Below are 25,731 nucleotides of genomic sequence, written 5' to 3' on the forward strand. Positions count from 1 at the left end.
CCCTGGAGGTGACACACATTGACTACTGAGGAAAAACTTCAGAATTTTTATAATCATTCCCTGGACAGTGCAAACCGTGAAGCAGAACGTGTGATCGGCGATCACCAGAAAGCTCTGGATAAGATCTTCGAGGAGCATAAAGCAACCGCAAGACGTCAGGCAGAAGAAGAAGTTGCTGCCGAGACCGAGAAAGCAAAACGTGATGTCAATAAGACACTGTCTGCGGATCAGCTTCATATCAGACGGAAGCTGTCCCGTAAAAATCTGGAATTAAAAGAAAAACTGTTTAAAGAAGTTCGTGAAAAACTTACCGCTTATAAAAAGGATCCATCCTATGAGGAGTATCTGGAGCGCAAAATCCGCGAAGCCGTTACGTTTGCCGGAAATGACAAACTGACCTTATATCTGGATCCGTCAGACGAAGCTCATAAGGCTTCCCTGGAGCAGAAACTCTCCGTAACCCTTACCATTTCGGCCATGCCGTTCCTTGGCGGCGTGCGCGCGGTCATTCCGGAGAAAAATATTCTGATCGATAATTCCTTCGAGACCCTTCTGAACGAAGAGCGGGAGAATTTCATCTTTCACGGAGGTGTAGAGCATGAATAAAACCGGAGTTATCTATGGAATCAACGGTCCGGTCGTATATCTGAAAGGAAACACCGGATTTAAAATGTCCGAGATGGTTTACGTTGGTAAAGAACGTCTGGTCGGCGAGGTTATTGCCCTGACAAAGGATACCACTACAGTACAGGTTTTCGAGGAAACCACAGGACTGAAACCAGGCGAAACAGTTACCGCATCCGGAGATGCCCTCTCTGTTACACTGGGACCTGGAATCCTGAACAACATTTTTGACGGTATTGAGCGTCCGCTGTCCGAGATTGCAAAGCAGTCCGGTAAATATATCAGCCGCGGTCTTACCGTAGATTCTCTGGATACAGAGAAAAAATGGGATGTCCATGTAACTGTTTCAGAAGGCGAAGAGCTGATGGGCGGCGCAATCATTGCAGAGACACAGGAGACCCGTTCCATCGTACACAAATCGATGGTTCCGCCGGATGTCAACGGCACGGTTATCTGGGCTGCCAAAGACGGAAAGTACACCATCCTTGACCCGATTGTAAAACTGAAACTGGAAGATGGCACCGAAAAAGAGATCACACTGGCACAGAAATGGCCGATCCGTGTACCGCGTCCAACCCTGAAAAGATATCCGGCATCCGTTCCGCTGATCACAGGACAGCGTATCCTGGATACGATGTTCCCGATCGCAAAAGGCGGCACAGCAGCCATCCCTGGCGGATTCGGTACCGGAAAAACCATGACCCAGCACCAGATCGCAAAATGGTCTGATGCCGATATCATCATCTATATCGGATGTGGAGAGCGTGGAAACGAGATGACACAGGTTCTGGAGGAGTTCCAGGAACTGATCGACCCGAAGAGCGGCAACCCGCTGATGGACCGTACCACCCTGATCGCCAACACATCCAACATGCCTGTTGCAGCCCGTGAGGCATCTCTGTATTCCGGACTGACACTGGCTGAGTATTACCGCGATATGGGCTACGATGTAGCAATCATGGCAGACTCCACATCCCGTTGGGCAGAGGCACTTCGTGAGCTGTCCGGCCGTCTGGAGGAAATGCCTGCCGAGGAAGGTTTCCCGGCATATCTGGCATCCCGTCTGTCCGCTTTCTATGAGCGTGCCGGCATGATGCAGACCCTTTGCGGCGCAGAGGGAAGCGTATCTATCATCGGAGCCGTATCTCCGCAGGGTGGTGACTTCTCCGAGCCTGTTACCATGAACACCAAACGTTTCGTCCGCTGCTTCTGGGGACTGGACAAATCGCTGGCTTACGCCCGTCATTTCCCGGCGATCCACTGGCTGACCAGCTACAGTGAATACCTGCAGGATCTGTCGCCGTGGTACAAAGATCACGTAAACAAAAACTTCGTAGATATGCGAAACCAGTTAATGGGAATCCTGAACTCTGAGAGCTCCCTGATGGAAATTGTAAAACTGATCGGTAGCGATGTTCTTCCGGATGACCAGAAGCTGACCCTGGAAATCGCCAGAGTTATTCGACTGGGCTTCCTGCAGCAGAACGCATTCCATCCGGATGACACCTGCGTATCTCTGGAAAAACAGTACAAGATGATGGAAGTTATTCTTTATCTGTACAAGAAATCCAAAGCGCTCGTAACGATGGGCATGCCAATGTCCGTACTGAAAGAGGACAAGATCTTCGACCGCGTCGTTTCTATTAAATACGATGTACCGAATGACCGTCTGGATCTGTTTGACACATACAAAAAAGATATCGACACCTTCTACGATAAGGTACTCGAGAAGAATGGTTAAGGAGGGAATTCATCATGGCAATTGAATATTTAGGCCTTAGTGAGGTCAATGGCCCTCTGGTTGTTCTGGAAGGTGTAAAAAATGCTTCCTACGAGGAAATCGTAGAATTTACCGTAGACGGCAATGAGAAAAAACTGGGACGTATCGTTGCCGTATACGAAGATAAAGCCGTTATTCAGGTATTTGAGGGAACTTCAAGCATGTCTCTTACCAATACCCATACCCGTCTGACCGGACATCCGATGGAGATCGGACTTTCCGAGGAAATCCTGGGACGTACCTTTGACGGTATCGGAAAACCGATCGACCGCATGGGACCGATTGACGCAGAGGTAAGAAGAAACGTCAACGGCCTGCCGCTGAACCCGGTTACCCGTAAATACCCAAGAAACTATATCCATACCGGTATCTCTGCAATCGACGGTCTGACCACCCTGATTCGTGGACAGAAGCTGCCGATTTTCTCCGGAAACGGACTTCCGCACGACCAGCTGGCAGCACAGATCGTACAGCAGGCATCCCTGGGAGATTCTGATGAAAAGTTCGCAATCGTATTTGCCGCTATGGGTGTTAAATACGACGTAGCAGAGTTCTTCCGCCGGACCTTCGAGGAAAGCGGTGTATCTGACCACGTTGTTATGTTCCTGAACCTGGCAAATGACCCGGTTGTAGAGCGTCTGATCACTCCGAAGGTAGCGCTGACAGCTGCCGAGTACCTTGCATTCGAGAAAGGCATGCATATCCTGGTTATCCTGACCGATATCACATCCTTCTGCGAGGCTATGCGTGAGGTTTCCTCCTCCCGTGGAGAGATTCCTTCCCGTAAAGGTTATCCTGGATACTTGTACAGTGAGCTGGCTACGCTGTATGAGCGCGCCGGAATCGTACAGGGCGTAGAGGGATCCGTAACACAGATTCCGATCCTGACCATGCCAAACGATGATATCACGCACCCGATCCCTGACCTGACCGGTTACATCACCGAGGGTCAGATCGTACTGGACCGCCAGCTTCACGGCCAGTCTATTTACCCGCCAATCAGCGTGCTGCCGAGTCTTTCCCGTCTGATGAAGGACGGTATCGGTGAGGGCTACACAAGAGCCGATCATCAGGACGTAGCGAACCAGCTGTTCTCCTGCTATGCAAAGGTAGGAGATGCGCGTTCCCTGGCATCCGTTATCGGTGAGGATGAGCTTTCTCCGATCGATAAACAGTACCTGGTATTCGGTAATGAATTCGAGCATGAATTCATCGGCCAGGGAATGGATGAAAACCGTTCCATGGAAGATACGCTGAACAAGGCATGGGAGCTTCTTGGACTGCTTCCGAGAGAAGAGCTCGACCGTGTCAACACCAAGGTTCTGGATCAGTATTATCATCCGACCACCATTGATGCAGTAGCAAAAGCAAAGGCAGAAGCCGATGCCATGAATGAGTAAGCGAGAGGAGTGAGATCGGAATGGACCCGAATACCTTTCCTACCAAGGGAAACCTGATTCTTGCAAAGAACTCTCTGAAACTTGCCCACATGGGTTACGAGCTGATGGACAAGAAGCGGAATATTCTGATCCGCGAGCTCATGGGCCTGATCGATGAGGCGAAGGATATTCAGCGTCAGATTGATGTGACGTTCCGCGAAGCATATGCGGCGCTGCAGATTGCTAACATGGAGATCGGTATCACCAACGTACAGACCGTGTCCTATACCGTTCCGGTGGAGGAATCCATCCGGATCAAGACAAGGAGTATCATGGGCGTGGAAATTCCGCTGGTAGAGGCTGATACGTCCGGACAGGCCCCGACGTATGCTTACTACAGCACGAAGGAGTCCCTGGATCAGGCAAGACAGGCCTTTGAAAAAGTAAAAGACCTGACCTTAAACCTTTCCATGATAGAGAACTCGGCGTACCGCCTTGCTGCGGCAATCAAGAAAACACAGAAGCGTGCCAACGCGCTGAAGAACATCACGATTCCGCATTACACCCAGCTGTCCAAGGATATCGCGGACGCACTGGAGGAGAAGGAGCGCGAGGAGTTCACACGACTGAAGGTCATCAAACAGAGAAAGAACAAGGCAAGCTGATAAGGCTTTCCCGGAATAGAGATGAAAAACCCGCTTGGGCCGCGAAGAGATTTGCGGTGCCGGGCGGGTTTTTATGTGTCATGCAAAAAATATGTTTTTGGCTGTACTTTTTGTGCAAAAATTTTATAAAAATTTTCTATCTTTTTAAAACGGTCTTTGCTATAATACGTAAGGCGATTGTAAAAAAAGTTAAGATTTTGTAAGCTGTAATGCTTTTTGGAGGCAGGAAGATGAAACACAAGAAACAGAAAAAAACGAAAAAAGCAGGGCGCATTCTGCTGGCTGTGTTTGCAGTGTTGATCGGAACGCTTGGCGTGCTGCTGTTTACGTCCGAGCGCTGGATGCGGAAAACATGGCCGAATCTGAGCATGGAAGAGCTTGTTTACCAGTTAAAGGCCCCGATTGCCGGAACCAGCCATGATCTTCTGATGAGTTATGTCTGCTCAAGTGCGCTGATCGCAGCGGCAGCACTCATCCTTCTGATTCTGGTCAGCATTTTTCTTCGGGAAAAACGCAAAGCCCATGTGGCGTTCGGGATGATCTGTATCGCGGCAGGAGCCGCCAGCATCGTCTATTCCATCAATGACGTGTGGGCAGCACTGGACGTAAAAGATTATCTGAAAAATCAGAGCACGTACAATACCGTGGTAGAAGACAACTACGTAGATCCGGACCGCGTGAATATCACGTTCCCGGAACAGAAACGAAATCTGATCTATCTCTATCTGGAATCCATGGAGAGCACCTACGCAGACAAAGCCTCCGGCGGAGCATTCGATAAAAACTATATCCCGGAGCTGACCCAGCTTGCCGCAGACAACATCAGCTTTTCCAACACGGAGCTGCTTGGCGGCGGCCAGCCTACCGTAAACGCAACCTGGACCATTGCCGGAATTTTCGCACAGACCTCCGGTCTGCCTCTCAGCATCGGAATCCAGCGAAATGAGATGGCATATCAGGCCAGCTTCTTCCCGGAAATCAATACCCTGGGTGATGTCCTGGCGGATGAAGGCTACAAGCAGTATTTCTTCATCGGTTCAATCGGACAGTTCGGCGGCCGGGAAGAGTACTTTAAAGAGCACGGTGACTACGAAGTAGACGATTACAGCTGGGCTATGGAAAAAGGCCTGATCCCGGAAGGATATTACGAATGGTGGGGCTATGAGGATGAAAAACTCTTTTCCTTTGCCAAAGACCGCCTGACCGAAATCGCAGCAGAGGGAGAGCCGTTCAACTTCACCATGCTGACCGCAGACACCCATTTTGAGGATGGATATCCGTGTGAGCTCTGCGATGAAGAAAACGACGGTGACAACCAGTACGGAATGGTTCTGCACTGCTCCAGCAAGCAGGTCACCGAGTTCGTTTCCTGGATTCAGCAGCAGGATTTCTACGAGAACACAACGATCGTAATTTCTGGCGACCATCTGACGATGGATTCCGATTTCTGTGAGAACATTGATCCGGACTACACCAGAACCGTATACAACGTGATCATCAACTCTCCGATCCAGCCGCAGCAGGAGAAAAACAGAAGTTTCACCACCATGGACATGTTCCCGACCACGCTTGCCAGCCTCGGCGCCACCATCGAGGGCGACCGCCTCGGCCTTGGAACCAACCTGTTCTCCGGCGAGCAGACACTTGCTGAGAAGCTGACCTTTGACCAGTTCAATGATGACCTCTCCCAGAAATCCAAATTCTTCGAGAAAATGGAAGAGCAGGTAACCTCCATCTGGACCAAAACCGATGAGGGCTGGAAGTTCTACATCGAAGACGAAGACCGCTGGGCCAAAGGCGAATGGGTATCCCTGAACCCGCACCGCTATGCGAATGACACCGAGCAGAGATACTACATCGATGCAAACGGCTATGCTGTCAAGGGATGGAAGCTGATCGACGGAAAGTGGTACTACTTCTCCGTCAAGGGAAGCTACCGCCTCCTTGAAGGACCTTGCGACGAACCGTTTGATGTGGATGAGTCGCAGTATTCTTAAAAAATAGAACATATAAAAACACCGGCTTCCCGGAGACAGATAAAAATCTGTTTCCGGAGAAGGCCGGTGTTTTTTGTTAATTCAGAGAGAGACTACAAAAGAGTGATGTATGATTCGATTATCTTGCCTGGAAACGGTCATAAACGGTTTGCACAATTTCTACTGCACGATCAACATTCATCTGCTTCAGCTGAGCGATAAAATCATCATATTCATCCATAGAAATAACACCTGTGATAAACTGAGATGTTTTTTCGTTTACAATTGTCGTAACATCAGTCATGATTTTGCTGTATTCTTTGTTTTCGTCTGAAGAAATACCCATAGCACTGACATCAGGCAGACAGTTTTCGGTGCCAGCTTCTGCCCAGATATCATAGGAAACAAGATCTTTTTCCGGAACGGCGGCAAGCTCACGTTTCCAGTCCTGCAGGCAGACACGGGAAGGTGGCATAGTGAAATAAGCCATTGCCTGTGCAAAAGTATAATCTTCGTTGGCAGTTACTTTGGAGGTGAAAACTGGAGTTCCGTCTTCCTGATATTCAAAAGTATCGCCCTCGGTACCATAGTTGGCTAAAAGAGCACCTTCCTCGCTGAAGAGATAATCCAGCCATTTTACACAGAGCTCGGCATTTGGAGAATCTGCGGAAACTGTGATGCACGGACCGAGCAGATAATACATATTTAATTTTACAGTATCTTCAGCATTTACTTTCGGGGCAGGAACAGGAACGTACTCGGCATTTGGATCTGAGTTTGCACCTTCGTATGCTGCGATTAATGTGTAAATAGAGCAAAATGCACCGGTTTTTCCTGTGGTAACCATTGCATTGTCCGGAAGGACTGCGTTTGTAGACATAAAGTCAGGATCAATTAATCCCTCACTGTACCAGCGATGCATCATTTCAACATAATCTTTCCAGCCGCTTTCAATCGGTCCGTATTTAACAACGCCGTTTTCCTGATAGAAAGTATTGGAAACTCCATAACCGGCATTTAAGGCATTGGCAAATACATCATATCCAGTATAAGAAAGCGTCAGCGGAGCAGTTGCACCTTCCTGGTCTTTAAAAGCAGTAAGCATGGTTTCCCAGTCATCGTAGGTGACCGGAGTATCCATACCGAGGTCATCGAGCCAGTCTTTGCGGACATACATGCCGGCATATGGTCCCTGCTGTTCTGACATGATCTGATAGATACCGACCATACGTCCGTCATTGGTATAAGCACTGCGCTTCAGATTTTCATCTTCTTCTCCGGCCTTTTCGAGAGCAGCCATATAATGAGGAGCATACTTCTGGATGAGATCTGTCAGGTCCATATAATAGCCATCGTCTACAGCGGCATCAAGACCGTCAGGATAAACATAGGAAGGGCCACTGTTTTTGATCATATCCGGCAGTTCGCCGCCTGCGATCATAAGATTGTAAGCAGATGCTTCGTCTCCAATGGCGGGATGCTGAAATTCAATATGTACATTCGTTTTTTCTTCCAGCTTTTGAAAAAATTCTGTATCACCGAGAGAATCTACAATACTTGCAGCATTGGCATCCATAGGAGTCCAGAGAGTTAATGTTGTTTTCTCATCCACTAATGGAAGAGAAACTTCAGTATCTGCAGCAGAAGTGTCAGAACTTACAGAAGAAGCTGCAGAAGAAGTATTAGAAGAAGCAGAGGTGGAACTGCCGGAAGAAGTGCTGCCGTTAGCACCGCATCCTGCCAGAAGAACAACGCTCTGTAATAAGGCGCCCATGCGTATAGCCTGTCGTATTCTTTTTTTCATACTTGAAATCTCCTTTTCTTTTGATTTTCGTTCTAATGTTCGTGCACGTTACCTGTATTATAAGAGAAAGGTGGGAAAAAAGAAAAGAACCAGTTTTTGCGTCAGGTGCAGTTTGCCGTCAGAATCAGAATTGCCAGAATGTGTTTTGATTGCCGTTTTGCGTGATCCTTGGGCAATTTTGAGACTTTTCCGGGGGTGCGTGCTATAATTTAAGGAAGAAAATGCATGGGGGATGCAAAAGATGAAAGAGAAAAAAATATTTTTATCCGTGATGAAAACGTATCTGGTGTTGGTGATGATCCTGTTGATTGTACTGATTGGCTGTTCTTTTTATTCCTATCAGAGTTTTAAGAGCAATACGAAAAATGCGCAGGTTGCATTATTAAATCAGGTACAGCATGAGATGGACATTCGGCTGGAAAATATTTCAAAGATCAGCCAGCTTCTGGCGGATCATCCGATTGTTCAGGAAATAGCGGAACTGGAAGATGAGCAGCCGGAGTATCAGCTGAAGTATACAGAATTGAATCAGGTTCTGCGCAATGAAAATACGATGCAGCAAAGTGAAGCAGAAACGGTATTGTATTTTAAAAACAGCAACGCTGTGTTTACTGGAAACTATCGGTACCAGGACGAAAATTTGGATGCATTTTTGAAAAAGAAAGGAATTTCTGAAGAAGAATTTCAGAATCTGGTTTCCCTGGAAAGAAATAAGGGAGCATATCAGATTTTAAAATCGGGCACAAAAAGTGCGGTACTGATCCATTTAAACCCAATTTTGGATAAAAGCTATCATCGGGCTGGTGTAGTTATTACGTTTGTTTCTGTCAGAGAGTTTGAAAAAATATTAAACCTGAGTGACTATATTGAGCAGAGTATTTGCTGCATGGCAAACGGAGATCGCTCCCTGATGATTGGTACCGTTCCGGAGGGACAGGATGTGCTGCAGCAGAACAGTTATGAAGAGATTGTGTGCAATTCCGAACCTGTGATGCAGGAAATACAGGGAAAACGATATATTACAATGGGAATATCTTCCCAAAGCGGAGTATGGAACTATTATTTTTCTATTCCAATGTCGATTTTTTATCAGCAGAACAGAACATATTTTATCATTATTGCGGGTGCTGTTCTGATGAGCCTGTTGGCAGGCGTTTTTCTGGCATGGCATTACAGTAAAGCATTTTCAGAACCAATCCAGGAGATTCTGGATACGTTTCGGATGGATGGAGCAGACAGTTATCCTGAAATGATGAAATCCTTGGAAAAAACAATGCTTGTCTATGAGTATAGGCTGCATGACATACAGAAACAGTTAAGAGGAAGTATGCAGCAGCAAAAAGATGAGTTTCTGTTTTCCATGTGCAGAGGTAATATCAATGAGAAAAAAGTACAGGAAAAACTGAGTAAATATGAGATTTCATTAAAAAATGCTCCGTTCGAATTTATGATGTTCCAATACAGGGAGATCGAAGAATCTACATTTTGTGTGAATGGTACGGTAGATTATGATCTGCTGTTGTTTGTAAGTCAAAATGTTATTGAGGAGTTGCTTTGTAAGAACGGAGGGGCTGCATTTCGTCATGACAGAATGATCTTGTGTATCTGTCAGCCGGTGGAAGAGGCTGATGTACTCAATCAGCTGCTGAACCAGATCGTTGATTTCCACAAGGATGTTATTCATGCAGAACTGTGTGTGTTCCGCGGAGGCCAGGGCAGTGAGCTAAGCGATATTCCAGAGCTGTTTTTAAATGCGGAGGAAATGGCAAACTATAAGACTTTCTGGGAAAAGGATATTCCGAATATTTTAGACTATCGTGACAGCAAATCCAGGAAAGCGCTGGAAGAAGATTCTATTTCGCTGGATATTCAGAAACGCTTTTTAAATCTGCTGTCCATCAAAGACTACACGAATGCGTATGAACTGCTGACAGAACAGTTAAATATGGTGGAACAGGGAGAAATCAAAAACTTTCAGTTGGAGCGATACAAAATTTATGGTTTGGTAAGCAATCTGTTGGAAGGAATTCCACATGTGGATCAGCTCGAGAAAAACAGCACGGAAGAAGCAAGACAGATCGGTGAGATTCTGGAATCACTTTCTAATGTAAGATCACTGCAGGAGATCAGGGAAAAAATTGATCTTCTGTTTGAAAAAATTATTTCCTATCAGAAGGGAACGGAGAAAGAAGGCTTTCCATGGGTATGGGAAGTGCAGAGTTACATTGAGAAAAACTATGCAGACCCGCAGATGGATGTGCAGTATCTGGCGGAAAAGTTCCATCTGTCAACATCACATCTGAGCAGAAACTATAAAAAAGTAACGTCAATTGGTGTGAGAGACAACATTCATATCGTGCGGATTGCGAAGGCAAAAGAACTTTTGATGCAGGGAATGAGCGTGCAGGAAATTGCGGAAAAGGTAGGATATGTGGAATCCAGAGCATTGATTCGTACGTTTAAACGGTATGAAGGAGTGACTCCGGGCCAATATCGGGAAACTATGGTGCAGAAATAGCAGAAAATGAGTACCACCACAAGAAAAGGCCATAAAAAAGCAGCAGAAAAAGGAGGGAAGCCACAAAAAGTGGTTCTTTCGAACCGGCAGGGAAGACGATACAATCAGATTAATGATAAGTCCGGCGGGAAGAAAGGAGCACATATGAAAACAAAAAAATTTACAAGGAAGGAAATCGTAAAAGACTGGAAGAAAAACAAACTGCTGTATCTTATGGCGGTTCCGTTGATTGCATTTTTTATCGTATTTGCATATCTTCCAATGGGAGGCATCCTGATGGCATTTGAAAATTACAAGCCAAAACTTGGAATTCTCAGAAGCCAATGGGTAGGTCTGGAAAATTTTAAAGACTTTTTTCAATCGGTATTTGCGTGGCGTGTCATTCGGAATACGGTTGTGCTGAGTATGTTGCAGCTGATCATTGAGTTTCCGCTCACGATCATTTTTGCGCTGCTTCTGAATGAACTGAAGGATTCCATTTTCAAAAAAGGTGTACAGATGATTACCTATATGCCGTATTTTATTTCCATGGTCGTTCTGGCAGGTATCATTGTAGACTTTACCAAAAGTACAGGTGTCCTGTCGCAGATCGTTACCTTTTTTAGTGGAAAACAGGTAAATCTGTTATCCGATCCGGCGTGCTGGCGTCCTTTGTACATTGTTTCGGATTTATGGCAGGGACTTGGCTTTGGAAGTATTATTTATGTAGCAGCACTTTCCGGCGTGGATCAGGAACTGTATGAGGCAGCAAAAATTGACGGAGCAAACCGCTGGAAACAGACACTGCATGTAACACTGCCTGGAATTTCCTCCACCATTATTATTATGTTGATTCTGCGAATCGGTTCCATCATGTCGGTTGGATATGAGAAGACCATTCTTTTATATAACCCTCAGGTTTATGAAACCGCAGATATTATTTCCAGTTTTGTTTACCGAAAAGGTCTGGAAGAGTTTAACTATGGATACAGTACGGCTGTCAGTCTGTTCAACTCTGTGATTAACTTCATTATGCTTGTAAGTGCAAATGTTATCAGCCGGAAGTACTCGGAAACAAGTCTGTTTTAGGAGGAAAAAACATGAAAAAAACAAAAACGTCTCTGGCGCGAAAAATATTTATTGTATTTGACTATCTGGTTCTAATTTTTCTTGCAGTTGTATGTTTGCTGCCGATTCTTCATGTGGCGTTTGCATCGGTTTCTGATCCCAACTGGGTCATGAACCAGAGCGGATTGATTTTAAAATCACATGGTTTTACGCTGGAGGGATATAAGCTGGTATTTCAGACAAGACAGTTGATGGGAAGCTATGGAAATACTCTTTTTTATGTGTTTGCATCGACAGCACTTGGAATGCTGATTACTGTATTGGGAGCGTATCCGCTTTCGAAAAGCGATCTGCTCTGGTCGAATGCACTGATGCTGATTATTTCCTTTACCATGATGTTCAGCGGAGGAATTATCACGTTCTATATGGTAGTAAGAAGCCTTGGAATGTACAATACCCGCCTTGCGGTTATTCTTCCGACGTGTGTCAGCGCATTTAACCTTATTCTGGTCAGAACGGCAATGGCAACGCTTCCGAAAGAACTGGAAGAATCTGCGCGTCTGGATGGGGCAGGACCAATTGCTGTACTTTTTAAGATTGTTCTTCCATTGATAAAAGCAACGCTTGCAACAGTAACGCTGTACTATGTAGTTGCAAACTGGAATTCCTGGTTCAATGCATCCATTTTCCTGACAGACCGGGACAAATATCCACTGCAGCTGATTCTGCGGGAAGTACTGATCCGAAACGATACAAGTTCGGCAACATCCGCATCTTCAGGAGAACTTGCAGGACTTGCGGATTCTTATAAGCAAATTATAAAATACTGCACCATTATGGTGGCATCTGTTCCAATTTTATGTTTTTATCCGTTTGTTATGAAGTATTTTAAAAAGGGTGTTATGGTAGGATCAATCAAAGGCTAAGGAGGAAGATCATGGAATTTTACGAAAAAGTCAATCGAATTGCGAAAACAGAAAAAGGAGAAATTGAGGGGATTCCGGGAAATATTCCACAGTATACGGTATTTAAAGGGATTCCTTATGCAAAAGCCCCAGTTGGAGAGCTCCGCTGGAGAGAGCCGCAGGAAACAGAAAAGTGGGAAGGCGTTTATCATGCAGATCATTTCGGACCGATTGCGCCGCAGATGCGCCACCCGAAAGGCAGTTTGTATGGTGATGAATTTTTCCAGTCCGCAGAAGATATGAGTGAAGACTGTCTGTACCTGAACATCTGGACGCCGGAAGTGAAGGAGGAGAAAAAACTGCCGGTTCTGTTCTGGGTACATGGCGGCGGACTCACAGGTGGATATGGATTTGAACCGGAGTTTGACGGAGAAGCTTTTTGCAAAGAAGGCGTGATTCTGGTAACGTTTAATTATCGTCTGGGCGTTCTTGGATTCCTCTGCCACGAGGATCTGGCAAAAGAAAGTGAGCATGGTGTTTCTGGAAACTATGGTCATCTTGACCAGATTGCCGCACTCAAATGGGTAAGAAAAAACATTGGTGCGTTTGGCGGAGATCCGGATAATATTACAATTTTTGGACAGTCTGCGGGTGCATTCAGTGTGCAGACAATGCTTGTGTCACCGCTTACCAGAGGAGATATTGCCGGAAGTATTATTATGAGCTGTGCGGATATCAACTGGCCGGATCCAGGCATGGGGCAGAAACCGATGGAAACAGCAGAAAAACAGGGCGCTGAATTTATGAAAGATGCAGGATGCCATTCCATAGACGAACTGCGCGGCAAGAGTGCAGATGAGCTAATGGCAGTTATGATGAAGGGATTTATGAAATATCCGATGGGAACGGTGATCGATCATTATCTGCTGGATGAGGCAGTATCCGACAGTTATTATCAGGGAAATTACCCGGATCTGCCGATGATGATTGGAAACACCGCCGGGGAATGGACTCTGGTATTCGGCGTACCGGAAGACCCGGAAGTCTGGAAAGAACAGCAGCGTCAGATGATGGGACCTGCAGCGGAAAAATACCTGGAACTGCTGCAGGTAGAGAAAAAAGAAGACATTATGCGCGCGATTCAGGAAAGCCATTCCTGGATGGTAAAAAACAGAGTATTGTGTGAGCTGAATATCAGACATGATCATAAACCGTGCTATCTGTATCTGTTTGACCACGATCTTCCAGGGAACGAGGCAGGATCCTTCCATTCCTCCGAGCTGTGGTATGTATTTGGAACTGTTGCACGCTGCTGGCGTCCAATGACGGGAACGGATTATGATATTTCCAGAGTTATGACAAAAAGCTGGGCGAATTTTGCAAAACAGAAAAATCCAAATGGAGAGGGTGTACCGGAATGGAAGCCATATCAGCCGGAGAATCCTCAGAACATGGTATTTTCGGAAAAGACAGAATGCAAAGAAATCAAAGAACTGGAAGTACAGCGGTATTTAAAAGAAATTATGCTGGAACATGCATAAAAGGCTGAAAGAAAAGGAACCTGGGCAGAAAAAGCAGGTTCCTTTTCTACATAAAAAGACAAATTCCAGGGAAAAATTCTCCGCTCCGCCTTTTGGCGGAATTTTCTGCATTTTTTGGTACAAAACGTATAAAGATTGTGAAATAAATAATTATCAATTGAATCATCTTACAAAACATGGTAAAATATGGCTATCAATCGGCGGACAAAGCGGAAAAAAGAAAGGGGATTTGAAAACAATGGGTTACAAATCAGACATTGAAATTGCACAGGAATGTACCATGCAGCCGATCACAGCGATCGCAGAAAAAGCAGGTATTGATGACAAATATCTGGAGCAGTACGGAAAGTACAAAGCAAAAATTGATTACAACCTGTTAAAAGACACCGATGCGGAGGATGGAAAACTGATCCTTGTTACAGCGATCAACCCGACACCGGCAGGAGAAGGAAAAACAACAACATCCGTAGGACTGGTAGACGGACTTTCCAAAATCGGCAAAAAAGCAATGGTTGCACTTCGTGAGCCATCCCTTGGACCGGTATTCGGCGTAAAGGGCGGAGCAGCAGGCGGCGGATACGCACAGGTTGTTCCGATGGAGGATATCAACCTTCACTTCACCGGTGACTTCCATGCAATCGGCGCAGCAAACAACCTGCTGGCAGCTATGATCGACAACCACATTTTCCAGGGCAACGCTCTGAATATCGATCCGAGAAAGATCACCTGGAAACGATGCGTAGATATGAATGACCGTCAGCTTCGAAGCGTTGTAGACGGCCTTGGCGGAAAGACAAACGGAATGCCAAGAGAAGACGGCTACGATATCACCGTAGCATCTGAGATCATGGCAGTTCTGTGTCTGGCAAGCGACATCTCAGATCTGAAAGAAAGACTTTCCAGAATCATTATCGGATATACCTACGGAAAAGTAGCTGAGCAGAAACCGGTAACCGCAGGCGATCTGCACGCAGAAGGCGCTATGGCAGCACTCTTAAAAGACGCTCTGAAACCAAACCTGGTACAGACTCTGGAAGGAACACCGGCCATTGTTCACGGCGGACCATTCGCAAACATCGCACATGGCTGCAACTCTGTAACAGCAACCAAAATGTGCCTGAAATTAGCAGATTACACTATCACAGAGGCAGGCTTCGGTGCTGACCTTGGTGCTGAGAAATTCCTCGACATCAAATGCCGTATGGCAGGCCTGAAACCGAACGCAGTTGTAGTCGTAGCAACCGTTCGTGCCCTGAAATACAACGGCGGCGTTCCGAAAGCAGAACTGAACGGCGAGAACCTGGAAGCTCTGGAGAAAGGTATGCCGAACCTTCTGAAACACGTAAGCAACATCACAAACGTATACAAACTGCCATGTGTCGTTGCCATCAATGCATTCCCGACCGATACCGAAGCAGAGCTGAAGCTGGTTGAGGAGAAATGCAAAGAGCTCGGTGTTAACGTTGTTCTGTCCGAGGTATGGGCAAAAGGCGGCGAGGGCGGCGTAGCCCTGGCAGAAGAAGTTGTCCGTCTCTGCGAGCAGCCGAACGATTTCACCTATGCATACGATCTGGAAGGCTCCATCGAAGAGAAACTGAACGCCATCGTTCAGAAGATCTACGGCGGAAGCAGAGTGGTTCTGACCGCAAATGCACAGAAACAGGCAAAACAGTTAGAGGCTCTCGGATTTGGCAACTGCCCGATCTGTATGGCAAAAACCCAGTACAGCCTGACCGACGATCAGACCAAACTCGGTGCACCGACCGGATTCGAAGTTACCGTACGTAACCTGAAAATCTCCGCAGGTGCAGGCTTCATCGTAGCCCTGACCGGTGACATCATGACCATGCCAGGTCTGCCGAAAGTTCCGGCAGCAGAGCGTATCGATGTAGACGCTACTGGAAAGATTACAGGACTGTTCTAATAACACAGGATATCGTCTTGAAAAGACAGAATAAAGCATGAAATAAAACACAGAAAAAAAGAGACATTCCTTCGTGAATGTCTCTTTTTTTACGTTTTTATTGCAAAATATTACAAAAGATAATATAATTTCTAATGGTAACATGGAGAGAAAAGCAGATATAATATAGTAAGGGAGTTACTTGCCAATGACATCGAAGAAAAAATTGAGAAGTCTTCTGGGCGGTACACTTTTTATGGTGCTGATGCTCAGCGTACATCCGACGACTGTTTCCGCGAGTGCTGTGGGGAGCAGCACGGTGATGGACCAGTCTGTGGAGACAGAGGATCAGCAGAGCGGGATACAGAGTGAAACGCAGACACAGGCTTCACAGGACAGCGGTGCTGCTGTGCGGGCCAGTCAGAATGGCTGGGTTAAGGCAGGCGACAGCGGCTGGTATTTTTATGAGAACGGACAGCTGAAAACAGGATGGCTTTACCGGAATGGAAACTGGTACTGGCTGGATCCGGACCGGAACGGCCGCATGGCAGAAAACAGCTGGTTCACATACGATAATAATTTTTATTATGCCAAGGGAGACGGAGCAATCTATAAAAATGGTTTTCAGGAAGTAGATGGAAACCTTTATTATTTCCAGAGCTGGGGCGGCATTCAGAGAAATGTGTATCTCAGCATCAGCGGAAAAATGTATTATGTACAGGAAAATGGTATCGTTGCCCGTGGAATAGTCAGAACAATGAATGGACATGGTGATCTCTGCGCATTTGATGATACTACGGGAGCGCAGATCACACAAAAAGGCTGGCTGAAAAAAGGCACATCATATTATTGGGTAAGAGAAGACGGCGTCCTGCAGACCGGCTGGCTGCTGTACGATGATAACTGGTACTGGTTTGATGATAATGGTGTCATGATGGCATCCGGCTGGAAAGAAATCAACAACAATCTGTATTACTTCCAGAGCTGGGGCGGCATTTATAAAAACGGTTTCCAGAGCATCGGAGGAAACGAGTATTATTTCCGGAGCTGGGGTGGTGTATATCGAAACACCTTCTTTACCGTAAAAGGAAAAACCTACATAGCGCAGAATGACGGATCGATCTATCATGCCAGCCAGACCGGCTGGGTTCAGCTGGGAGATCAGACTTACTGGATCAATCAGGATGGTTCTGTTCAGACCGGCTGGCTGAAGCTGGAAGGCAAATGGTACTGGCTGAAAGCGGACGGCACACGTGCTGCATCTGAATGGATCACGTATGACAACAACCGATACTATTTCGACGGTGACGGTGTGATGTACACCGGAATGAAAGAGGTTGACGGAACAAGATATTATTTCCACAGCTGGGGCGGCGTTTACCATAACGAATCTTTTACCTGGCAGGGAAAGAAATACTGGGCAAAGGATGACGGAACCTTCTATACAGGTGTCTGCGATATCAATGGAAAGAAATACTATTTTCTGGAAGACGGCGAGCAGATTACAAAAGAGGGCTGGTATCTGACCAACGGAACGTATTACTGGATCAACAAGGATACGTCGCTTCAGACCGGCTGGGTGAAATATGACAACAACTGGTACTGGATGAAAGAAGACGGTACGATGGCATCGTCTGAATGGATCACCTACGACAAAAACCGCTACTATTTCCGAAGCTGGGGCGGCATGTACACCGGAATTCATACCATCGGCGGAACAAAATACGCATTCCAGAGCTGGGGCGGTCTGTACCATGATCAGACATTTACCATCGGCGGTAAAACATACTATGCCAATTCAGATGGAACATTTGCCACCGGCTGGGTGCAGAACGGCGGAAAAACGTATTATTTCGATGAGGACGGCACAAGCCATACGGGCTGGCTGCTTCTGGACGGAACGCATTACTGGATCAACGCCAATGGAACCAGAAGAGATGACGAGCTGTTTCAGTACGACGGAAACTATTATTATGTAGACAAAAACGGCGTTATGGCGACAAGCGGCTGGGTATACTGGGATTATAACTATTATTATCCGAGAAGCTGGGGCGGCATGTACAAGAATGCGTTTATTACCTATGATAATAACCTCTATTACCTTGGATCTGACTCGAAAATGGCAATCGGCTGGCAGTCGATTGGCGGAAATACATACTATTTCCGAAACTGGGGCGGCATGATAACCGGAAAACAGGTGATCGACGGAAAAACGTATGTGTTCGATGAGGACGGCAAGCTGGTACAGAGTCCGGACGGATTTGAACCGTCCGCGCAGATCGGTGTCCGCACCGTACGGAACTTTCTGAAAAATGCACTGCTTCCGCTTGGAAACACCCTGTATATCTGGGGAGGCGGCCACACAGACGCAGAGGCAGAGAGTTACGGCGTCAATGCGCAGTGGAAACAATTCTTCAATACACAGAATTCCACCTACAACTATTCCGATCATCTGTATGAGTACGGAAAAGGTCTTGACTGTTCCGGCTATGTCGGATGGACCGCACATCAGGTGACGAAAGAGTATGCAACGACAACCTCCACTGGAATGCCGGCCTACTTTGCAAGAAAAGGCTGGGGAACCTGCGTGACAGGCGATACGTCCCAGAAATTTACGCCGGGTGATGTGGTCAGCAAGAGCGGTCATGTCTGGATTGTCATTGGCCAGTGCTCGGACGGCAGCGTGGTTGTCATTCATGCGACACCGCCGTATATTCAGCTTGGCGGAACCGTTTCTTCAACAGGAAGCATTAACAGTGAAGCTATTGAGCTGGCAAATGAATACATGAAAATGTATTATCCGGTTGCGTATGAGCGGTATGGTGTAAAAGTTCTTGACCGGTCCTATCTGACCGGTGTGAATCATTTCACCTGGAGCAGCAGTATCTTAAGTGACAGTGAAGGCTACCGCAGGAAGAAACCGGCAGAAATCCTGAACGATCTGTTCCAGTAAAATATCTTCTATAAAAAATAAGAGAGAATACAAAAAAACTTTGTAGTTCGTGTATTCTCTCTTTCTTTTTGCGCTGGAATTGTCTATACTAGAAGGTGCGTGAAAGACGCAGATCAGAAATACAAAAGAAAAAATCTGGAAAATAAAAATACAAGGGGAGTAAACATGCGAAAGAGCTGGAAATGGGCGCTCTGTCTTGGCGTAGTGTCGTTGCTGCTGCTGGGCGGCTGCGGAAAAGAAAAGGCGGAACCAGTGGATCTGGTGCTGGTAACCGACGGCAGTGAGGTAGCTTCCGATGCCGTGTATCAGTCAGCATGGAACGGTCTTGCGCAGTATGGAGACGAGAGCGGTCTGAAATATGAAGCAAGTGTTCCGGCAGGACGGACAACAGAGGACTATGAAAACACCATCAAAGAGGCGGCGCAGAAGGGAGCATCCGTTATCGTCTGTGCCGGAACGAGCATGAGCCGCGCCGTTTACGATGCACAGCGCGACTGGAAGGATGTCCGTTTTCTGCTGCTGGAGGCAGAACCGGTCAGTGAGAGCGGCCGCAGCCGTCTCCGCGGAAATACAGAAAGCCTGGAAATTGATGTATCAGAGGCCGGCTACCTGGCAGGATATGCGGCAGTACAGGCCGGCTACACGCACCTGGGCTATATCGGACAGAAAAACGAAGAGAACGGAACAAAGTACGGGACAGGTTATGCACTCGGTGCAGAGGCGGCCGCTGCGGATCTGGGACTTGGAGAAAACAGCATCACGCTGGATTATACGTATCGGAAAAGCAGCAGCGTATCACCGTCGTATTTGGAAAAAATCAAAAGCTGGTATGGTGAGGGCGGACAGATTCTCTTCTCGGACGGTGCATCGTATCAGAATGTACTTGGCGCAGCAGCATCTGCGGCAGGCGGAGCACTGATCGCAAACGGCGGCGTGGAGGAGTACGCCAATGCCGTGTTGAAAGTACGTCTGGATTATGGAACTGCAGTTTACAATGCGTTAAAAGAAATGAAACAAAAGGATTTTGAAGGCGGGAAAATTGTAACGCGCGGCGTGGCCGATCAGGAAATCAGTCTGGAATGGAATCAGGATGCGGTGCCGTACTTTACAGAGGATCAGTACCGGGCACTCTGTGCGAAATTCTCCGCAGAGGACTTTTCAATCCCTGACGGCGATGCGCTTTCCTCGCCGGATCAATACAAATTGAGTTGTGTGAGTGTACAGAAGGTAAAATAACATGTATCGTTACTGTTCACGAATTGTTTACAAAAAGTCGGGATATTTTTCCTTGCATCCATTTGTGAATTGTGATATTATGTAAAAGAATTGGGAAAAATATTTCAAAATTGTTACAGAATAATTGAATTTCTAAGAAACAGGGAAACCTGAAACAAAGAAACCTACATACAACGAATCAATTTGGGAGTGAAAGAATGAGAAAAAAATTTCTTGCCTTAAGTTTAGCAGTGATCGTAAGTGCAGCTCAGGTAATGACAGTAAGCGCCTCGAAACAGGAGCAGTTACAGCAGCAGCAGGCAGCACAGGCAGAGACCAGCGCACAGCTTGACAACGCAAAAGCAGAAATCGACGATCTGGAAACCAAAAAGAATCAGATTACCGGCGAGATTGATGACCTGGACGCACAGCTTGTTGTAACCATGGCATCCGTGGAAAATCTGAAAAATGAAATTGCAGAGAAACAGACAGAAATTGAAACAACACAGGAAAAACTGGCACAGTCCCAGGCTGAAGAGGACGAGCAGTACGAGCTGATGAAAAAACGAATCCAGTTCCTCTATGAGAGCGGCGGAGACAACGGCTGGGCAGCACTTCTTCTGGAGGGAAAAGATTTAAGCAGCATTCTCAACCAGGCTGAGTACACCCAGAAGTTATACAAATACGACAGAGAGTGCCTGCAGGAGTACATGGATCTTGTACAGCAGGTAACAGACTACAGCAATCAGCTTGCAGATGAAAAAGCAGATCTCGAAGCCAGTGAGGCAGAGCAGGAAGCACAGCAGCAGTCCCTTGAGGCAATGCTTGAGCAGAAAAAAGCCGTTTCCGATGACTACGAAAACCAGATCGCAGACCTGAACGACATGGCTGCACAGTACAACGCAGTACTGGCAGAGCAGAACGCAAAGATCCAGCAGATCCAGGAGGAGATTGCAGCCGAAGAGGCAGCAAGAAAAGCCGAAGAGGCCCGTCAGGCAGCAGAAGCAGCCGAGGCAGCCCGCCAGGCAGAAGCAGCAAGACAGGCAGCAGCAGAAGCAGCCGCAAGCAGTGCTGCAAATAATACAACAACGGCAGACAACACACCGTCCAGCACAGGAAGCTCCACCACGACAACAACACCGTCTAACGGAGGAAGCTCTTACGATGATTCTTCGTCCAGCGATACCAGCAGCTCGGATGATTCCAGCAGCTCCAGCAGCACCGGAAGCGCAACCGGAAGTGCCATCGTATCCTATGCAACACAGTTTATTGGAAATCCATACGTATGGGGCGGCACAAGCCTTACCAACGGAGCTGACTGCTCTGGTTTTATCATGAGCGTTTACGCACACTTCGGATACGACCTTCCGCATTCCTCCAGTGCACTGCGTGGTGTAGGACGCGGTGTATCTTATGCAGAGGCTCAGCCGGGCGATATTATCTGCTACAGCGGCCACGTAGCCATCTACATCGGCGGCGGTGCAATCGTACACGCAAGCAATGAGCGCGACGGTATCAAGATCAGCAGCAACGCAGCGTATACCACGATTCTTGCGGTAAGACGTGTGGTTTAAAAAAGAATTACATAGTAAGAATTTTCAGATCCCGGGAGAGAAAAATCCCGGGATCTTTTGCGTTTTGCTTAAAATTGAGTGCATTCGCGTTAAAACTGTGATATACTAAAGCACATCGGAGATACAAGGGCGTATTGACCAACAGAAGGTCAGTATGCCCTTTTGCTTGTTAGGAAGAAGGGAGAATCGTTATGAAACTGGAAAATTATTTTCGTCGTTTCGGTATTCGGAACGGATCTGGTGCGGAAAGTAGCGTCAGTGCTGTCCATCTGCATTATCGCCGGTCTGCTGATCGTCTACGTCCCGAACATCATCGCCGGAGCCGGAAAGATCGGCGATACTGTAAACGCCATGAAAACCGCAGACCTCCCATTCGGCAAAGCCCTGTACGCCGCATTCCTCTACGGAACCTTCCAGCTTGCCAATGTCGCAGTCTTCGTCCAGCATGCCAAATCCTTCGAAAAACCGCAGGATGCCGGAAAGAGCATGGCAGTCGGTGCCGTATTAAATGCCCTTCTGATGATCATGGTCGTCCTCGGAATCATGACCGTATACCAGAACCCGGAAATGATCCAGCAGAGCGTCCCGACATTATTTATGGTTCAGCAGGGCGTCGGCAGTAAATTCATGACACCGCTGATTTCCGTACTGATCATCCTCGGTGCCGTATCCACAGCCGTCAACATGGTTGCCGCCATGGTCAAACGAATCCACGCCGGTCTCGCTGAACGAAGCAGCAGAACAGAAACCGCAGGCAAAATCAGCCGCACCCAGATCCTTGCCGCGCTTGTCTGCTGCATCGCGGACTTCCTTATCGCACAGTTTGGTCTGCTGACGCTGATCCAGAAGGTGTACAGCATCCTGGCATACCTGGCAATCCCGGTCATCTTGGTGCCGTACGTGGTGCACATGGCGGTGATGCGGTTTGATACGAAAAAATAGAAAAGAACAATAAAAAATTTGTAACAAAAATTTACACCGCAGAAAGAGAGATTTGCTTCTGGAGAATGGAAGTATTTCGCAGACAGCAGAAAAAAGAAGATTCATGCAGAGCAGATGTGAGTCATAAAGAAATGACATGCGTCTGCCTTTTTTCTGTGCGTCTGGCAGAGTATGTGTCGGTGACAAAGCAGAAAACAGGAACTCTTCTTTGGGACTCGATTGTGCCGTCAAAATATGGTATACTGCAAAAAGGATCAAAAAGCGGATATTGATATTTCACGGGAGGGGAAGAAGATGAAAAATGCACCGGCTTATGTGAAGGTTTACAGCAGACTGAAAAACGAGATCAATAAGGGAACATATCCTGTCGGGGGATTTCTGCCGAAGGAGTGTGAACTGGAGAAAATCTATCAGGTCAGCCGTACTACGGTACGGAATGCAGTAAAGATGCTGGTGCAGGAGGGACTGGTTGAGGTTCGCCAGGGTTCTGGAACGAGGGTGCTGAATCATAAGGCAATTCAGAATTATAACAAGGTCACATCGGTCACGGAATCCCTGATGAAAAAAGGATATCGGGTAACGACGTCAGATATGATGATCGACATCATTTCGGCGGACAAACAGCTCGCCGATGAACTGGAAATTCCGGAGGGAACCAGCGTGGCGAGGATTCAGCGGCTGCAGCTTGCGGATGAAGAGCCTGTTACGCTGATGGAAAATTATATCGAATATGCGAAAGTCCCTGGCATCGAGGCGTATGAGAATCAGTTTGTAGCGCTGTATCAGTTTCTGGAGGAGAAATTCGGCTTGCAGATTGATGAGACACGAGACAGAATTTCAGCGAAATCCGCGACCTTTATGGAAGCCCAGGTTCTGAAAACGGAGCCGAAGGATGCGCTTCTTGTGGTGCACAGAGTCACCTACTGGCAGAACCGGCCGGTGAGCATTGACCACGTGCGGATCATCGGAAGCAAGTACGAGGTGGAGATTTCGGGAAAAGGACGGAGTAAATGAGCGATGAGACAGAAGAACAGAAGAAACTGATGCGGCAGATTGATATCAGCTGTGTACAGGCATTTCATACAATGGATGAAATTGATGCGATGGTGGAGCTGGCAAAGAAATATCGTCTGGCTGCTGTGTTTACCTTGCCGGCGTTCAGCGCCCATGTGGCAGAACGGCTGCAGGACACCAGAGAAATCCATGCGGGAGGCGTGGTAAGCTTTCCGGGCGGCGGAGATACGACCGGACAGAAGAAGCGGCAGGCAAAAGAACTGTGGGAGGCTGGCTGCCGGGAAATCGACATGGTGATGAATCTTACGGCATTCAGAAGCCACGAATTTTCTTATGTAAAAGAAGAACTTCTGGCCATCCGGGAGCAGGTGCCTTCGGCGATTTTTAAGGTGATCATCGAGGCACCGCAGCTGACGGAGCAGGAAATCTGCCAGGCAGTGGATCTGTGTGTGGAAGGCCGTGCGGATTATGTAAAGACGAGCACCGGATGGTATCCCGGCTGTCCTTCCACCGTGGAGCAGGTTCGAATCATGAGCCGTGAAGCCGCCGGTCGCATTCAGATCAAGGCCGCCGGTGGAATCCGCAGTCTGGAAACTATACAGGAAATGCAGAAAGCCGGCTGTAGCCGTTTCGGTATGGGAATGCGGTCGGTACAGAATTTGATAAAAAGTATCTATAAGTAATCTATTGTGCAAAAGCTATAAAAAAGTCACGGAATATTCTACGATATTCCGTGACTTTTCTGTTGAATTAGTAACCTATTAGTGATATATTCGAATCATAGGAATCGATAAATCATTAACAATCTGAAAGGAGAGCAAAAGATATGAAAGGTTATGCAATGCTGAAAATCGGTGAATCCGGATGGATCGAGAAAGAACGCCCGAAATGCGGGCCGATGGATGCCATTTGCCGTCCACTGGCAGTTGCCATCTGCACATCAGATGTCCACACTTTATGGGAAGGGGCCATCGGTGACCGTCATAACATGATTCTGGGCCATGAGTGCTGTGCAGAGGTTGTGGAAGTCGGAGAGCTCGTAAAAGATTTCAAACCGGGAGACCGGGTTCTTGTGCCGGCCATCACTCCGGACTGGAATTCTCTGGAAGCACAGGCTGGTTATTCCATGCACTCCGGCGGAATGCTGGCAGGCTGGAAATTCTCCAACTTCAAAGATGGTGTCTTTTCTGAATTCTTTCATGTAAATGATGCCGATGGAAACCTTGCGCTGCTTCCGAAAAACATCAATGTTGTCGACGCGTGCATGCTTTCCGATATGGTGCCGACCGGATTCCACGGCGTAGAGCTTGCCGATGTACAGTTTGGTGATACAGTTCTTGTCATCGGAATCGGACCAGTTGGTCTGATGTCGGTAGCCGGAACGAATATGCGCGGCGCATCGAGAATCATTGCTGTCGGAACGAGACCGGTCTGCGTAGAAGCGGCAAAAAAATACGGCGCAACGGATTTTGTCAGCTACAAGAACGGACCGATTTTCCAGCAGGTACTTGATATGACAGATGGAAAAGGTGTTGATAAAGTAGTCATCGCCGGCGGTGGTGTAGAAACCTTTGCAGAAGCAGTAAAATGCCTGAAACCGGGCGGAAAGATCGGAAATGTAAACTATCTTGGATCCGGTGACAACATTGATATTCCGCGTGTAGAGTGGGGCGTTGGAATGGGTCACAAACAGATTAACGGAGGCCTGATGCCTGGCGGAAGACTCCGCATGGAAAAACTGGGAGCTCTTGTTTCGGCAGGCAAGCTGGATGTCAGCCCGCTGTCCACACATGTGTTTGATGGATGGGATCATCTGGAAGAAGCACTGTTCCTCATGAGAGATAAACCGAAGGATTTAATCAAACCAGTCGTTAAATTGGCTGACTGATGA

18 protein-coding genes are annotated in these 25,731 nt (G+C 47.2%); 17 read left to right on the top strand and 1 reads right to left on the bottom strand.

Annotated features, from left to right (window positions below; genetic code table 11):
• Positions 1–18 precede the first annotated feature (18 nt).
• The 5 genes from PGS38_RS04415 (at position 19) to PGS38_RS04435 (ending at position 6,445) form a co-directional block, all read left to right on the top strand.
• Complete coding sequence (locus PGS38_RS04415; protein WP_055220230.1) at positions 19–606, top strand: V-type ATP synthase subunit E; 588 nt, start codon at positions 19–21, stop codon at positions 604–606.
• A complete protein-coding gene (locus PGS38_RS04420) occupies positions 599–2,365 on the top strand; it encodes a V-type ATP synthase subunit A (RefSeq protein WP_022461685.1) in 1,767 nt (588 codons plus the stop codon). Before PGS38_RS04415 ends, PGS38_RS04420 begins: the two co-directional genes overlap by 8 nt.
• Positions 2,366–2,379: 14 nt before the next feature.
• Positions 2,380–3,804 carry a V-type ATP synthase subunit B gene (locus PGS38_RS04425; protein WP_022461684.1) on the top strand — a complete coding sequence of 475 codons (1,425 nt, stop codon included), beginning with the start codon at positions 2,380–2,382 and terminating at the stop codon, positions 3,802–3,804.
• Between the two features lie 20 nt (positions 3,805–3,824).
• On the top strand, positions 3,825–4,448 hold the full coding sequence (locus PGS38_RS04430) for a V-type ATP synthase subunit D (RefSeq protein WP_117801544.1): 624 nt from the start codon (positions 3,825–3,827) through the stop codon (positions 4,446–4,448).
• Between the two features lie 230 nt (positions 4,449–4,678).
• On the top strand, positions 4,679–6,445 hold the full coding sequence (locus tag PGS38_RS04435; protein WP_117801543.1) for a sulfatase-like hydrolase/transferase: 1,767 nt from the start codon (positions 4,679–4,681) through the stop codon (positions 6,443–6,445).
• 118 nt (positions 6,446–6,563) lie between these two features.
• Here the strand turns inward: PGS38_RS04435 and PGS38_RS04440 are convergent, their stop codons facing one another.
• A complete protein-coding gene (locus PGS38_RS04440; RefSeq protein WP_055267699.1) occupies positions 6,564–8,228 on the bottom strand; it encodes an extracellular solute-binding protein in 1,665 nt (554 codons plus the stop codon).
• Positions 8,229–8,469: 241 nt separating this feature from the next.
• Here PGS38_RS04440 and PGS38_RS04445 point away from each other — a divergent pair, with 241 nt between their 5' ends.
• The 12 genes from PGS38_RS04445 (at position 8,470) to PGS38_RS04500 (ending at position 25,728) form a co-directional block, all read left to right on the top strand.
• Entirely contained in the window at positions 8,470–10,746 is a 2,277-nt protein-coding gene (locus PGS38_RS04445) for a helix-turn-helix transcriptional regulator (protein WP_158579602.1), read from the top strand.
• Between the two features lie 144 nt (positions 10,747–10,890).
• The gene (locus tag PGS38_RS04450; protein WP_055267750.1) at positions 10,891–11,814 is read left to right on the top strand and encodes an ABC transporter permease; all 924 of its coding nucleotides are present in this window, start codon (positions 10,891–10,893) and stop codon (positions 11,812–11,814) included.
• Positions 11,815–11,825: 11 nt separating this feature from the next.
• Entirely contained in the window at positions 11,826–12,719 is an 894-nt protein-coding gene (locus PGS38_RS04455) for a carbohydrate ABC transporter permease (protein ID WP_117801541.1), read from the top strand.
• Between the two features lie 11 nt (positions 12,720–12,730).
• The gene (locus PGS38_RS04460) at positions 12,731–14,239 is read left to right on the top strand and encodes a carboxylesterase/lipase family protein (protein WP_055267694.1); all 1,509 of its coding nucleotides are present in this window, start codon (positions 12,731–12,733) and stop codon (positions 14,237–14,239) included.
• A 238-nt stretch (positions 14,240–14,477) separates the two neighbouring features.
• The gene (locus tag PGS38_RS04465; protein ID WP_055267749.1) at positions 14,478–16,163 is read left to right on the top strand and encodes a formate--tetrahydrofolate ligase; all 1,686 of its coding nucleotides are present in this window, start codon (positions 14,478–14,480) and stop codon (positions 16,161–16,163) included.
• A gap of 187 nt (positions 16,164–16,350) precedes the next feature.
• The gene (locus PGS38_RS04470; RefSeq protein WP_118640753.1) at positions 16,351–19,095 is read left to right on the top strand and encodes a hypothetical protein; all 2,745 of its coding nucleotides are present in this window, start codon (positions 16,351–16,353) and stop codon (positions 19,093–19,095) included.
• 165 nt (positions 19,096–19,260) lie between these two features.
• Positions 19,261–20,331 (top strand): BMP family ABC transporter substrate-binding protein, encoded by a 1,071-nt coding sequence (locus PGS38_RS04475; RefSeq protein WP_147398502.1) that lies wholly within the window; start codon positions 19,261–19,263, stop codon positions 20,329–20,331.
• Between the two features lie 197 nt (positions 20,332–20,528).
• Positions 20,529–21,884 (top strand): C40 family peptidase, encoded by a 1,356-nt coding sequence (locus PGS38_RS04480; RefSeq protein WP_117510092.1) that lies wholly within the window; start codon positions 20,529–20,531, stop codon positions 21,882–21,884.
• Positions 21,885–22,124: 240 nt separating this feature from the next.
• Positions 22,125–22,826, top strand: a complete 702-nt coding sequence (locus tag PGS38_RS04485; protein WP_173816457.1) for a hypothetical protein — start codon at positions 22,125–22,127, stop codon at positions 22,824–22,826.
• 294 nt (positions 22,827–23,120) lie between these two features.
• The gene (locus PGS38_RS04490) at positions 23,121–23,840 is read left to right on the top strand and encodes a GntR family transcriptional regulator (protein ID WP_055220242.1); all 720 of its coding nucleotides are present in this window, start codon (positions 23,121–23,123) and stop codon (positions 23,838–23,840) included.
• Complete coding sequence (gene deoC, locus PGS38_RS04495; protein ID WP_055220244.1) at positions 23,837–24,523, top strand: deoxyribose-phosphate aldolase; 687 nt, start codon at positions 23,837–23,839, stop codon at positions 24,521–24,523. The genes PGS38_RS04490 and deoC overlap by 4 nt, the downstream gene beginning before the upstream one ends.
• Before the next feature lie 143 nt (positions 24,524–24,666).
• Complete coding sequence (locus PGS38_RS04500; protein WP_022461674.1) at positions 24,667–25,728, top strand: NAD(P)-dependent alcohol dehydrogenase; 1,062 nt, start codon at positions 24,667–24,669, stop codon at positions 25,726–25,728.
• The last annotated feature ends 3 nt before the right edge of the window (positions 25,729–25,731 follow it).

This window comes from Fusicatenibacter saccharivorans, from assembly GCF_027667425.1.
In the GTDB taxonomy this organism is placed as follows: domain Bacteria; phylum Bacillota; class Clostridia; order Lachnospirales; family Lachnospiraceae; genus Fusicatenibacter; species Fusicatenibacter saccharivorans.

Excerpts from the sequence above, each read along its gene's own strand:
- deoC (WP_055220244.1), top strand. The coding sequence starts at position 23,837 with ATGAGCGATGAGACAGAAGAACAGAAGAAACTGATGCGGCAGATTGAT.
- PGS38_RS04465 (WP_055267749.1), top strand. The coding sequence starts at position 14,478 with ATGGGTTACAAATCAGACATTGAAATTGCACAGGAATGTACCATGCAG.
- PGS38_RS04460 (WP_055267694.1), top strand. The coding sequence starts at position 12,731 with ATGGAATTTTACGAAAAAGTCAATCGAATTGCGAAAACAGAAAAAGGA.
- PGS38_RS04500 (WP_022461674.1), top strand. The coding sequence starts at position 24,667 with ATGAAAGGTTATGCAATGCTGAAAATCGGTGAATCCGGATGGATCGAG.
- PGS38_RS04430 (WP_117801544.1), top strand. The coding sequence starts at position 3,825 with ATGGACCCGAATACCTTTCCTACCAAGGGAAACCTGATTCTTGCAAAG.
- PGS38_RS04480 (WP_117510092.1), top strand. The coding sequence starts at position 20,529 with ATGAGAAAAAAATTTCTTGCCTTAAGTTTAGCAGTGATCGTAAGTGCA.
- PGS38_RS04470 (WP_118640753.1), top strand. The coding sequence starts at position 16,351 with ATGACATCGAAGAAAAAATTGAGAAGTCTTCTGGGCGGTACACTTTTT.
- PGS38_RS04475 (WP_147398502.1), top strand. The coding sequence starts at position 19,261 with ATGCGAAAGAGCTGGAAATGGGCGCTCTGTCTTGGCGTAGTGTCGTTG.
- PGS38_RS04435 (WP_117801543.1), top strand. The coding sequence starts at position 4,679 with ATGAAACACAAGAAACAGAAAAAAACGAAAAAAGCAGGGCGCATTCTG.
- PGS38_RS04440 (WP_055267699.1), bottom strand. The coding sequence starts at position 8,228 with ATGAAAAAAAGAATACGACAGGCTATACGCATGGGCGCCTTATTACAG.
- PGS38_RS04445 (WP_158579602.1), top strand. The coding sequence starts at position 8,470 with ATGAAAGAGAAAAAAATATTTTTATCCGTGATGAAAACGTATCTGGTG.
- PGS38_RS04425 (WP_022461684.1), top strand. The coding sequence starts at position 2,380 with ATGGCAATTGAATATTTAGGCCTTAGTGAGGTCAATGGCCCTCTGGTT.
- PGS38_RS04455 (WP_117801541.1), top strand. The coding sequence starts at position 11,826 with ATGAAAAAAACAAAAACGTCTCTGGCGCGAAAAATATTTATTGTATTT.
- PGS38_RS04490 (WP_055220242.1), top strand. The coding sequence starts at position 23,121 with ATGAAAAATGCACCGGCTTATGTGAAGGTTTACAGCAGACTGAAAAAC.
- PGS38_RS04420 (WP_022461685.1), top strand. The coding sequence starts at position 599 with ATGAATAAAACCGGAGTTATCTATGGAATCAACGGTCCGGTCGTATAT.
- PGS38_RS04450 (WP_055267750.1), top strand. The coding sequence starts at position 10,891 with ATGAAAACAAAAAAATTTACAAGGAAGGAAATCGTAAAAGACTGGAAG.